Annotated in this window: 10 protein-coding genes and 2 pseudogenes; 7 read left to right on the top strand and 5 right to left on the bottom strand. The window is 66.9% G+C overall.

All coding sequences use genetic code 11. The features are described from left to right. On the top strand, positions 1-1,481 hold a 1,481-nt coding region (locus tag DT019_RS33840; protein WP_262985359.1), incomplete at its 5' end, for a polymorphic toxin-type HINT domain-containing protein. Positions 1,482-1,942: 461 nt separating this feature from the next. On the opposite strand, the gene DT019_RS41150 is transcribed toward DT019_RS33840, so the two are convergent. After that, on the bottom strand, positions 1,943-2,257 hold the full coding sequence (locus DT019_RS41150; RefSeq protein WP_411292764.1) for a tyrosine-type recombinase/integrase: 315 nt from the start codon (positions 2,255-2,257) through the stop codon (positions 1,943-1,945). Further along, positions 2,149-2,982 carry a tyrosine-type recombinase/integrase gene (locus tag DT019_RS41145; protein WP_411292763.1) on the bottom strand — a complete coding sequence of 278 codons (834 nt, stop codon included), beginning with the start codon at positions 2,980-2,982 and terminating at the stop codon, positions 2,149-2,151. Before DT019_RS41145 ends, DT019_RS41150 begins: the two co-directional genes overlap by 109 nt. A gap of 109 nt (positions 2,983-3,091) precedes the next feature. Here DT019_RS41145 and DT019_RS40505 point away from each other — a divergent pair. From DT019_RS40505 to DT019_RS33810, 4 genes and pseudogenes are all read left to right on the top strand, one after another. Next, positions 3,092-3,795, top strand: a pseudogene (locus DT019_RS40505) (IS5 family transposase); the annotation flags it as partial. Positions 3,796-4,331: 536 nt separating this feature from the next. After that, the gene (locus DT019_RS33820) at positions 4,332-6,113 is read left to right on the top strand and encodes a reverse transcriptase/maturase family protein (protein WP_189390160.1); all 1,782 of its coding nucleotides are present in this window, start codon (positions 4,332-4,334) and stop codon (positions 6,111-6,113) included. Between the two features lie 105 nt (positions 6,114-6,218). Beyond that, a pseudogene (locus DT019_RS33815) lies at positions 6,219-6,341 on the top strand (IS5/IS1182 family transposase); the annotation flags it as partial. 559 nt (positions 6,342-6,900) lie between these two features. Then, positions 6,901-7,500, top strand: a complete 600-nt coding sequence (locus DT019_RS33810) for an LAETG motif-containing sortase-dependent surface protein (protein ID WP_223279885.1) — start codon at positions 6,901-6,903, stop codon at positions 7,498-7,500. 93 nt (positions 7,501-7,593) lie between these two features. On the opposite strand, the gene DT019_RS33805 is transcribed toward DT019_RS33810, so the two are convergent. Beyond that, positions 7,594-8,481 carry an NAD-dependent protein deacetylase gene (locus DT019_RS33805; RefSeq protein WP_114040803.1) on the bottom strand — a complete coding sequence of 296 codons (888 nt, stop codon included), beginning with the start codon at positions 8,479-8,481 and terminating at the stop codon, positions 7,594-7,596. A 161-nt stretch (positions 8,482-8,642) separates the two neighbouring features. On the opposite strand from DT019_RS33805, the gene DT019_RS33800 reads away from it, so the two are divergent. Beyond that, on the top strand, positions 8,643-9,164 hold the full coding sequence (locus DT019_RS33800) for a GNAT family N-acetyltransferase (protein WP_114040802.1): 522 nt from the start codon (positions 8,643-8,645) through the stop codon (positions 9,162-9,164). A 146-nt stretch (positions 9,165-9,310) separates the two neighbouring features. On the opposite strand, the gene DT019_RS33795 is transcribed toward DT019_RS33800, so the two are convergent. Continuing rightward, positions 9,311-9,676 carry a darcynin family protein gene (locus DT019_RS33795; protein WP_114040801.1) on the bottom strand — a complete coding sequence of 122 codons (366 nt, stop codon included), beginning with the start codon at positions 9,674-9,676 and terminating at the stop codon, positions 9,311-9,313. A 263-nt stretch (positions 9,677-9,939) separates the two neighbouring features. Then, entirely contained in the window at positions 9,940-10,830 is an 891-nt protein-coding gene (locus DT019_RS33790; protein ID WP_114040800.1) for an NAD(P)H-binding protein, read from the bottom strand. Positions 10,831-11,106: 276 nt separating this feature from the next. Here DT019_RS33790 and DT019_RS33785 point away from each other — a divergent pair, with 276 nt between their 5' ends. Beyond that, a complete protein-coding gene (locus tag DT019_RS33785) occupies positions 11,107-11,514 on the top strand; it encodes a YciI family protein (RefSeq protein WP_114040799.1) in 408 nt (135 codons plus the stop codon). Positions 11,515-11,521 lie beyond the last annotated feature (7 nt).

The raw sequence follows: 11,521 nt of genomic DNA, 5'->3' as shown, positions 1-11,521 counted from the left end.
TCTCCGTCGACCCGATCCTCGACCCGACCAACCCCCAGTCCATCAACGGCTACGCCTACTCGGGCAACACCCCGGTCACCAGCAGCGACCCGACCGGCCTGATGCAGATGTGCGGCGAGGGCGGCGCGGCCTGCTACCCCGACGACTGGAACACCGACGGCACGGCCAACACCGACGGCAACCGGGCCACAACCAACGACAAGCCGAAGCCGAAGACGACATACGTCAGCAAGCCGAAGCCGAAGAAGCACCACCATTTGTGGGACAAGGCCCTTGACTGGGCCGCCGACCACGTCGTGGAGATCGCCATCACCGTGGTCGTTGTCTCGGTGGTCGTCGGATGCATAGCCGCTACGGCAGGAGCATGTGCCGGCGTACTCGTGGCAGCGGCAGACGGATTCGCGACAGGTGCGGAATTCGGAATGACCACAGCGGTCGTGGGAGCCGCCGTCAGCGCAGGCGCCGAGGCGATAACTGTGACGGGCGCGGGCGCTGCTGTGGTCGCCGGCGCGGCCAAGGCGGCCAAGGCAGCGAAGGGCGGCGCCGGCAAGGCAGCAGGCGAAGGCGAAGCCGGCGCCGCAGCCGCCAGCAGCGAGGGAGGCGGCCTGGCCGCTGGAAGACAGGAAGCCCCAGCGTCGTCAGGAGGCTGCAACAGCTTCCCCGCCCCGACGACGGTACTCCTCGCCAGTGGCGCCGCCATCCCGATCGACCAGGTCAAGGTCGGCGACACGGTCCAGGCCACGGACCCGCTCACCAACACCACCAAGCCGGACAAGGTCACCCACGTCGAAGTCACCCTGACCGACAAGGACTTCACCGACACCACGGTCCACACCCCCACCGGCGACCAGACAATCACCTCCACCCAGCACCACCCGTACTGGGACGCCAGCCGCAAACAGTGGGTAGACGCAGCCGAACTGAAGCTTGGCGAACGACTGCGCCAGTCGGATGGTGCCGTGATCAGGGTCGTCGGCGTACGCAGCTATCACCGGGCCGTTACTACGTACAACCTGACCGTTGAGCACATCCACACGTACTATGTGCTAGCGGGGGCCACGCCGGTCCTGGTTCACAACTGCAATGTGGATCCCCAGAGTGCCCCCGGAGGGAAGAACGGCGCTGCCGTTAGCATTAAGCAGGTCAAAATGGCACTGGGCAGGGCTGACATGAGCGTTTCCCAGTACGACATTGTGCACGTGCCAGAGATTCGCACTGCAGGAGATGGTCTGCCTGCCTACGGGAACAGCCCGCACGACGGCAATGGGATGCCGAATCTGGGCCCGCGAGGACGTCCGGTAATTCAGATCTCCAACATGGGACTGGCTGATATGGATACGGCTGTGGCCACGATCTTCCACGAGATCCATCATCACCGGATGTATGCCACTTGGCCAGGATCCATGGGTGGAACAGAGTCCGCTGCGGAGGAATTCGGGCAAGCTATGCTCGGCGTTTTCAGTCGAAGGACGGGTTCATGATTCAGCTAACGCGCTTCACTCCCTCGGAAGTAGAGGCGCTCGGGAGAGATCGAAATTTCCTCCGAGACCAGTCAGAGTGGCTTTGCCCGTCGTGTGGAGAGGTTTCGGTTCGCACCTACCTCAGAAATACGAAACACGCGAATCGCCCCGCAGTAATCAGCTACACGTGGTGTGCTGCATGCCGCAAGATGTCTGGCTCAACCGGCCCTCTGCCGCCCGGTCTGACCATCTCGGATCCATGGCGGGAGTTGGACCCGGCGGCGTGGGAACAGTTCGACACCAGCCTGCCCAGGCTCTTCGCTAGGCTCGACCAACTCTGGGAGGACGGCGTGCTGCCGCAATGCGTCGTCTGGACGCGGTAGCAGAGTGTCAATCATTTCGTAACACGAGCAAACAGAAGCCCCGCCAGGTGACTCCTGGTGGGGCTTCTGCATGAGGGACGGCAGTAGTTGACGGCAACGTCAACGGACGAGAGCAGCGTGGGCTGGTAGTGCATCGCCGTCGAGCCCATCTGCCTTGGCACCTGTCGGGCCGTCGAGGACCGTGCTGAGGGTGTCAATGGCGTCGCGCTGGAGGCGGAGTCGAAAGTGTGCGTAGACGGTGGCGGTGACGCCGATGTGGGCGTGGCCTGGGAGTTCCTCGATGACAACGAGTTCGACGCCTTGCTCTAGGAGGTTGGTCGCGGTCGAGTGTCGCAGGTCGTGGAAGCGGATCTGGCGGAGGTGGGCGCGGCGGAGGTTCGCATTGAAGTGGCGGGTGAGAGTGGCGGGTTCGATGGAGTGCCCGTCGGACCGGGTGAAGGCGCGGCTGCTGTCCACCCAGCCCGCGCCGACTTTCTCCTGAGCCTGCCGCCCCCCGGTGGGCACGGAGTGAGAGCTGGCAGGGGCCGGGAGGGCGATGCGGCGTGCGAGCCGACCGTTTTGGTGGGGAGGGCGGTCAGGCCGCCGGTGGGAGTGCGCTGGAGGTTGCGGCGGATGCTGGCGGTGCCGTCGGCCGAGTCGAGGTCTTCCCAGCGCAGGCTGAGGAGTTCTTCTCTGCGGAGCCCGGTGCACACGGCGAGTTCGAACAGTGAGCTGAGCCGGTGGCCGTCGGTGGCGGTGAGGCAGGCGCGGGCTTCTTTGTCGGTGAGGGGCACCTCGAAGGTAGAGGTGAACAGGGTCTGCGGGGCTCCCCAGGTCGACTTGGCCGCAAGACGGACCGCGACCAGGAGGGACCGGCTCGACCTGTCCTTCGCCGTGCGGTACCAAAGGGCCACCGCGGCCCCGTCCTTGGCGGTTTTGACGTCGACCACGCTCTCCGTCGCCGACCCGTCAGTCAGCTCGGTGGCCGCCCCCCCCACGGCTGCGCCTCGATCGTTGCGGCAAAGGCCGGCGGAGCCACCAGGATTGAGGGCCCCACCAGTCCGAGTGCCAGCGTGGGCGCGACCGCCGTTCCCAGGATGCTGCGCAGCAAATGCCTCTTCGTGATCGTCACACGTACTCCGACTCGCAGATGAAGGCATGGCGAGGCAGCGAAAGTGAAGAAAGTCCCCAGGCACAGCCCCCCATGCGAAGTACCGGGACATTAAGAGGTCCTAACAAAAGCGGGTGTTGGTGTGACTGTCGGCTTGGATGCTCGTTGGTGTGGGCAGGAGACAGTCGCCGCCGTGGGTGGTGTCGGATGAACTGTGGTCGCTGGTGGAGCCGTTGTTGCCGCAGCCGGGGCCGAAGCGGGCCGAGGGCAGACCGCGGGTGCCGGACCGGCAGGCCTTGTGCGGCATCCTGTTCGTGCTGCACACCGGGATCCAGTGGGAGTACCTGCCCCAGGAGCTCGGCTTCAGCTCCGGCATGACCTGCTGGCGGCGCCTGGCGGCCTGGAACGAGGCCGGCGTGTGGGACAAACTACACCTGGTCCTGCTCAGGAAGCTGCGGTCGGCGAAGCAGCTCGACTGGTCGCGGGCGGTGATCGACTCCTCCCACGTCCGGGCGGCACGGCGGGGCCCAAAAGCGGCCCCAGCCCGGTCGACCGTGGACGGCCGGGCAGCAAGCACCACATCCTCACCGACGCCCAGGGCATCCCGCTCGCGGTGTCACTGACCGGAGGCAACCGCAACGACGTCACCGAGCTGATCCCGCTGCTGAACAAGGTGCCCGCGGTCGCCGGCCTGGTCGGCCGGCCGCGCAAACGGCCGGTCCTGCTGTTCGCCGACCGAGGCTACGACCACGACATCTACCGCGAGCAGGTACGAAAGCTGGGCGTGAGAACAGTGATCGCCCGCCGCGGCGTCCCACACGGCTCCGGGCTCGGCGTCTACCGCTGGGTGGTTGAACGCACCATGTGCGGCACGAGGCGCTCTGTCTGTATTCCCGGCTGAGCTGGGAGGAACTCGGAAGGAGGTTCCTGGGCCGATGACTTACCTGGATCCGAAAGGTGAAGGGGACAAGAGCATGTCAGGAAACCAGTAACCGGGTCCAGCTGTCAGGGACGGGGTACTGGGTGGCCCGCGCGATATGGCGAAGACTGGGTTGTTTGAAGCCCAATCTCCAGCGGATGCAAGTTCCCATCTACCGGAAAGACAGCTGTAACCGGTGCCATGTTCTGCGACAGTTTCTATTGTGATGACTGACGCAACTTCCGGAGCACGGAGCGATGCCCAACGAGGGCATTCAAGGAGATGAGTGGGACGCCTACGTCGCGCTACGACGTACAGCAGAGACGAACGTGGGATCGCCTACGGGACGCGAGTCCTACGGCGACGGAGGCCCCGTAGTAGTCGCCGGAGCGACGCCCGGCCAGGGAGGACGGGAAAGCCGTCCGCAGGGCGAAGGGGGCCAGGTGGTTCGGACACCCGAGACTCGGGAGGTATGCGAAATGCAGAGCGCCGCAACGGTGCTGGGTGTCCTGCGTGAACGCGGCAGGCGGGGCCTGCCGTGCAGTGAGCTCTACCGACAGTTGTTCAACCCGCAGTTGTATCTGTTGGCCTACGGGCGCATCTATGCCAACCATGGCGCTATGACACCCGGGGTCACGCAGGAAACCGTGGACGGTATGTCCCAGCGGAAAATCGCCCGGATCATCGAGGCGGTACGCCATGAGCGTTACCGCTTCCGTCCGGTTCGGCGCATCCAAATCCCGAAGAAGAACGGGAAGATGCGTCCGCTCGGCATTACCACCTGGTCGGACAAGCTCGTCGGCGAAGTGGTCCGCCTCTTGTTAGAGACTTACTACGAGCCGACATTCTCCGACCGATCGCATGGATTCCGGCCCCGGCGGGGCTGCCACACCGCCTTGTGCGAGGTGACTCAAACCTGGACCGGAACGGCCTGGTTCATTGAGGCCGATATCGCCGACTGTTTCGGCAGCTTGGACCATCAGGTCCTGCTGTCGATACTCGGTGAAAAGATCCATGATCGGCGATTTCTGCGGCTGGTGCGTAACATGCTGACGGCCGGATATTTGGAGGACTGGAGGTGGGGAGCCACGCTCTCCGGAGCTCCGCAGGGCGGAGTGGCCTCCCCGGTCCTGTCCAACATCTACCTGCACAAGTTGGACGAGTTCGTAGAGACAGTACTGATTCCGGAGTACACCCGAGGGGAACGTCGGGCCCGTAACCCGGCGTATTTGGAGTTGGCGAATCTGCTGGCGAAAGCTCGCCGACGCGGCGACCGGGCCCAGGCTCGGACGCTGCGCCAACGGATGACCAGTCTTTCGAGTGCGGACCCGAATGACCCGCACTACCGGAGGCTGCGCTACATCCGTTACGCAGACGATCACCTCTTCGGTTTCACCGGACCGAAAGCCGAAGCCGAGCTGATCAAGCTGCGCCTGGCAGCGTTCCTTCATGACGAACTCAAACTGGAACTCTCCCAGGAGAAGACGCTGATCACTCATGCCCGCACCCGGGCAGCCAGGTTCCTCGGCTACGTGATCACCGTCCAGCACAACGACACGAAGAAGACCGGCCGTTACCGACGGGTCAACGGTCGGATCGCACTGCGTGTTCCCTTGGACGTGATCAAGGCCAAGAGTGTGCCCTATCTCGCCCGCGGAAAGCCCGCGAAACGAAAGGATCTCGTCAACAGCAGCGTCCACGCGATCGTTGCCACGTTCGGGTCCGTTTACCGGGGCATCGTCCAGTACTACCTGCTTGCCGGGGATGTCTCCCGGCTGCACCGGCTGCGATGGGTCATGGAGACGTCCATGCTCAAGACTCTCGCGGCCAAGCACCGCTCGTCTGTGCCGAAGATGGCTGCCAAGCACAAGACCCGAATCGACACTGATCAGGGCGCCCGAGTTTGCTTCGAGGCCCGTATCGAGCGGAAGAACAGGAAGCCACTGGTGGCACGGTTCGGAGGAATCCCTCTCTACCGGCAGCGGTCGGCGAAGATTGTGGATCGTCGGCCGGTCTGGGTGGACTATCCGCACAAAGAGCTCGTCACACGGCTCTTGGCGGACATCTGCGAGATCTGCGGCAGCACTGGTGATGTCACGGTGCATCACATCCGTGCCCTCGCCGATCTTGCTCATGCCGGGTGGCTGCCGTCCGACTGGGCGCGCGTCATGCTCGATCGGCGCCGCAAGACGGTCGTGGCTTGCGACACCTGCCACGACCGCATCCATGAGGCGCAGACGGCCAGATCATTCACGCCGTAACTACTGGAGAGCCGGATGATCGGGAAACCATCAAGTCCGGTTCGGCGGGAGGCCGCGAGGAAAAGGGCCTGGCCACAGGCACCTCGCCACGCGGCCGACCCAACCGCCTGGTTCCACGGCTTCCGGCGCTTACGCATCCGCTGGGAACGACGTGATGACATCCACGAAGCCTTCCTCGGCCTCGCCACCTGCCTCATCACCCACCGACACCTCCAACGCCTTTGTTAGGACCTCTAACAGTAGACCTCGACACCACAAGGGCCCGATGATGGCACGCGTCGAGCCACCGCGGGTCTGGTGTCCCAACCAGACGTTCGGCGACGTGACGCACGTCACCAGAGGGACGTGTGAGGCCCTACAACCAATCCCCCGCACCACGGGTCATCCGTACGTAACCTCCAGCCCAGGTTGTGCACGCGCCCACCAACTCCGTTGCCCTGAGGTCGTCATGAAACTCCGTCTAGCCATCGCTGCCACTGCCGTGACTTCCGCAATGGCCCCGGCAGTGCTTCTGGCCGCGCCAGGCGCTTTCGCCGTCGAGGCCCCCTCTGCCTCGCCATCGGTGGCGTCATCGCAAGAGCCGCCACTGGCACCCCACGCCGCTGACAAGGCCTCGCCTTCCGGGAGCAAGGCCGGCCCTGCCACCGGCACGAAGCCCTCCGCGACTCCGACCCGAACCACGTGCACGGGTGACGAACCGGACAAGAAGACAGACGAGAACCTCCAGACCTCCCTCGCCGGCATTCCGGCCAAGATCGTCGCGGGGGGTGGTACCCACGCTCTGAAGGTGAACGTCTCCAATCACGGGAAAGCCGCCTACAAGCGGGTGGACTTCAGCTTCATCACCGGAGTGCTCGACTCCAGGGGCCGCGCGGACCTCAAGTACGTCGCCGTCGAACTCAAGGACCCCGAGACCGGCACATGGAAGAGCATCCCTGAGGGCGATTCCGTCGCCGACGGCGGATATCTGGGGTGGAGGGGCATCAAGCCAGGCGAATCCGTCACGTTCGACCTGCGACTGGCCGTGGCCAAGGACGCCCCCGCGGGTCGCGGCTTCGCCTTCAGCACCGGCGACTACGGCGACGACGCGGGTAAGTGCGCAGTCACCGGCGGCCATAAATACGTCGAGTTCGAGATCCTCCCGGCAGGCAGTGCGGAACCTGGCACGGGCAACGAGGCAAAGCCGAAGGAAGCCGGCGGCAAGCCGGTTCCGGCTCCCACCACGAAGCCGACGGGTGGCACCCAGCTCAACCCTCAGGGAAACCTCGCCGAGACGGGCTCCTCGACGGCTCTTCCGGCATTTGCTGTCGCGGGTGCTGCGGCTGTCGCCGTCGGGGCCGGGGCTGTCTTCCTCGTACGGCGGCGCAGGACTGACGGCCCTTCCTGAGTACTCCCATCCAGGACGCGGGCGCAACGCCACCGCGCTCCGCGCTGCGGGCGAGCGGCCCGCCGAGACAGGGAAGACGCCGCACCCCGCAGGTCACCCCTCCACGGGGATGTGGAGCGCGTCGGCCACTGTGGTGAGGGTGGTGCCCAGGGGGAGGGCGACTCGGGCCGCGGCGTGTTGGTCGCCTCGGGTCGGGGCCTGGTTGACGATCAGTACCGGCTTGGCGGCCTGGGCTGCCTCCCGGACGAAGCGGAGTCCCGACATCACGGTCAGCGAGGATCCCAGGACCAGCAGGGAGGACGCCTCGGCGACCAGGTCGCGGCAGCGTGCGACCCGCTGCGGCGGAACGGCCTCGCCGAAGAAGACCACGTCGGGCTTGAGGATGCCGCCGCACCGGGTGCAGGGCGCGACGCGGAAGTCCTTCGCCTGGTCATCGGTGAGGTCGGCGTCGCCGTCCGGGTTGAGTCCGGCGGCCACCGGCTGGAAGCCCGGGTTCGCCTCTTCGAGCCGCCGCGCGAGTTCGCGGCGCGGGGTGAGGGCGCCGCAGGAGAGGCAGACGACCCGGTGGAGGCTGCCGTGGAGTTCCACCACGCCCTCGCTGCCCGCGGCCTGGTGCAGTCCGTCGACGTTCTGGGTGATCACACCCGTCAGCAGGCCGTGCCGCTCGAACGCCGCCACCGCACGGTGCCCCGCGTTGGGCCGGGCGCGGCCGAACGTACGCCAGCCGAGATGGCTGCGCGCCCAGTACCGGCGCCGGGCCGGGGCGTCGGCGGTGAACTCCTGGTAGGTCATCGGCGTGTGCCGACTCAGGCTCCCGCCTTCGCCCCGGTAGTCGGGAATGCCCGACTCCGTGGAGATGCCCGCCCCGCTGAGCACCAGCACCCCGCCGGCCCGCAACGCTTCGGCGACCGGCGCCGGATCCGTGCTGCCGGGACGTAGGCCCTCGGGGGGCGTCCAGCTCAGGGTGGGGCGCATGCGCATACCGCCAGCCTACGAAACCGGGTGCGGCATCGGTACAGGGCATGATCCTGGGCTCGGCGGCGGACAGATGGCGCGCCACCGCCGACCGCCGTCGGCCGTTCCGTGCGGCGCACCCCACCACGCGAGGGGAAATGCGTTGTCGTGCCCTCACCGCGGTCGGCATGCTGCAACGCGTGACCAAGGAAGAGGAACACCCTGGCGCCATCGTCAGCCTGCCCGTCCACGTACGCGATCTCCGGCCCGGGGACCTGCCCTCGTGTACGTGGTCCGGCTCGGCCACCCATCTGCGTCACGTGGAGCGCGAGCTCGCACGTGCCGAGGCCGGAGAGGTGGACTACCTGGCTGTATGCACGCCCATGGACCTGCCGGTGGCGATCGGCGGCGTCGACTACCAGGTGTCCCGAGGAGCCGGGGTCCTGTGGCAGCTCGCCGTGCTTCCGGCCCTGCAGTCCCGCGGCCTGGGAACCCTGCTGGTCGGCGCCGCCGAGCAGCGGATCCGGCAGCGTGGTCTGCGCCGGGCCGAACTCGCTGTCGAGGACGACAACCCCCGGGCCCGGGCCCTGTACCAACGCCTCGGCTACGTCGCCCATGGCCACGCGCTGGACTCCTGGGAGGTGGAGGATCCCGACGGGACGCTGCGTCGCCACGAGACGATGTGCGTCCTCATGCGCAAGGGCCTTTGAAGCCCCGACCATGTGCCGCCCCCGGCGGGTGCGCCTGTTCGGGCGGCACATGGGCGAACGCCCGTCGCGACCCCTGTCCTTGAGCAGCGGTCGCGTGCTGCCTGCCGCTGCTCAGTTGGGCGGCGTGCGCCCGCCGGGGCCGGGCGTCAGGTGCTGATGGTGGCGACGGCGTCGACGCCGTAGGTGCGCGCGTAGCCGTTCTCGGTGCCGACGAGCAGGTCGACGACCTCGAAGTAGCGGTCCCAGAAAGGGGTTTCGCGCAGGGCGTCGATCAGGAGCTGATAGGCGCCGTGGTCGTCGGCCTCCCAGACCCAGACGTCGGTGACGCGTGCCGAGTAGAACTCCGTGTCGTAGAAGCGGGACCGGACACCGGTCGTCCGGGACTTGATCGCGGGCAGGACCTGCGTGGTGAAGGCCTCGATCCTTTCCTGGACGGTCAGGGCCAGCCATTCGGGCGTGGTCTTGACGAGCATGAACGCCGTGACCGGCGTCTCGGATGTCTCGACAGGCATGGGGTGCCTTTCACAGAGGTGGGAAGTGGAGAAGGGCTGACCGGTCCTGTGGTGGTGGTCAGCAAGGCGTCGGCGTGTACGTCCGGTTTGCATGCCCTGCTTGTGCGCACGACCTGTATGCACTGCTTGTACGCGCGACCTGTACGTCCGGCTCGTACGTCCGGCTTGGGCGCCGGTCGGAGTGGGGCGCGCCTGGACGCGGGTCCGGAGAGCCCGCCCGGATGGCGGCCCGGGCCCCGTAGCCCTGGCGGCCTGACGTCGCGTCAGGCGAGCACGGCAGGCTTGAGTACCTGCACGCACCACTGCTCGAAGGAGGTGAGGGAGGAGGAGTCGGCGGTGCGGGGCACCCCCGCGTCCAGCCCCTCGTCCTTAGCCCGCTTCATGTCCACGACGCCCCGGACGAACGCTTCGTTGAGGCCGTAGCCGGTGAGGGCGGTGTGGAGGTCGGCGTAGGACTCGCGCTCGTAGCGGACGGGCAGTCCGAGCTGCTCGGTCATGATGCGGGCCAGGTCGGTGGGGGAGAGGTCCTGGGGTCCGAGGAGCGGGACGCTGTCGACGCCGGTCCAGGTGCGGTCCAGAAGCAGGGCCGCAGCAGTCGCGGCGATGTCGGCGACGGCCACCAGGGGCGCCTTGCGGTGCGCGTCGACGGTGTCGGTGAAGACGCCCTTCTGCCGGATGGAGTCGGCCTCTTCCAGGAGGTTCTCGAAGAACGAGGCGTTCGCGAGCGCGCGGTAGGCCACGCCGCTGGAGGCGATGAGGTCGTCCATGGCGAGTGAGGCGGTCACGAGTCCGGCCCGGTCGGCGACCGGAGTGCCGCGGCCGAGGGCGGAGACGCCGACGACGTGGCCGACGCCGTGAGAGGCGAGTGCCTGCACGGCGGGCCGGGTGAAGCCGCTGTAGCACGCGTCCGGAGCAAGGGAGGAGTCCGGCGGGACGAGCCAGAAGACGGCGTCCGCGCCCTCGAAGGCACGGTCGACGATCCGCGGGTCGCCGTGGGAGCCGGTGACCACCTGGACGCGATCGCGTACGTCGTCGGGGAGCCGTGCGGGATCGCGCACGATCACGCGCAGGTGCTCCTCGGCCGGAGCGGATGCGAGGAGGAGGGAGAGCAGGTGGCTGCCGATGTTCCCGGTGGGTGCGGTAATGACGATCATGAAAACTTCCCTGGATGGTGCGGGTTCGGAACACCCTCATCCTGCGGAGACACCCGGTATGGCCACAAGAGAAACTTTGGCACGCAATCATTGCTCAAAGTGGAATTATGCTGGCCAGGGGCGCGTACGTCCTCGTGCCCCGGGCGTTTTGGGTTGGCCGGGGGAGAAAGTTGGAAAGAAGTTCCGCGCCCATGTCGAGATCCAGTGCCCGGCTCCGTCCCAGGGGTGCAGGCGGCCACAATGGGCCGCACCAGGACCGCACCGAGGAGAGACATCATGGCCAAGTACCTGCTGCTCAAGCACTACCGTGGCGCTCCGGCCTGTGCCAATGACGTGCCCATGAGCGACTGGACGCCCGAGGAGATCTCAACACACGTGAAGTACATGCAGGACTTCGCGGACCGGCTGGAGAAGACTGGCGAGTTCGTCGACGCCCAGGGCCTCGCCCCCGAGGGCACCTGGGTGCGCTACGACGGAGAGGGGCGGCCGCCGGTCACCGACGGGCCCTTCGCCGAGACCAAGGACCTCATCGCGGGCTGGATGGTGATCGACGTCGACACCTACGAGCGCGCCCTGGAACTGGCCGGGGAACTGTCGGCCGCTCCCGGCGCGGGCGGCAAGCCGCTCCACGAGTGGCTGGAGCTGCGCCCGCTCATGGCGGCCCCGCCCACCATCACGGAGTGACCCCACC

Source organism: Streptomyces sp. SDr-06, from assembly GCF_003324565.1.
Lineage (GTDB): Bacteria > Actinomycetota > Actinomycetes > Streptomycetales > Streptomycetaceae > Streptomyces.
Note: the sequence above shows the minus strand (reverse complement) of the source record. Positions and strands in the feature narration are given on the sequence as shown.

Coding starts and splice junctions, on each gene's coding strand:
- DT019_RS41145 (WP_411292763.1), bottom strand. CDS start 2,982: ATGCCTTCATCTGCGAGTCGGAGTACGTGTGACGATCACGAAGAGGCA.
- DT019_RS33820 (WP_189390160.1), top strand. CDS start 4,332: ATGCAGAGCGCCGCAACGGTGCTGGGTGTCCTGCGTGAACGCGGCAGG.
- DT019_RS33805 (WP_114040803.1), bottom strand. CDS start 8,481: ATGCGCATGCGCCCCACCCTGAGCTGGACGCCCCCCGAGGGCCTACGT.
- DT019_RS33800 (WP_114040802.1), top strand. CDS start 8,643: ATGCTGCAACGCGTGACCAAGGAAGAGGAACACCCTGGCGCCATCGTC.
- DT019_RS33795 (WP_114040801.1), bottom strand. CDS start 9,676: ATGCCTGTCGAGACATCCGAGACGCCGGTCACGGCGTTCATGCTCGTC.
- DT019_RS33790 (WP_114040800.1), bottom strand. CDS start 10,830: ATGATCGTCATTACCGCACCCACCGGGAACATCGGCAGCCACCTGCTC.
- DT019_RS33785 (WP_114040799.1), top strand. CDS start 11,107: ATGGCCAAGTACCTGCTGCTCAAGCACTACCGTGGCGCTCCGGCCTGT.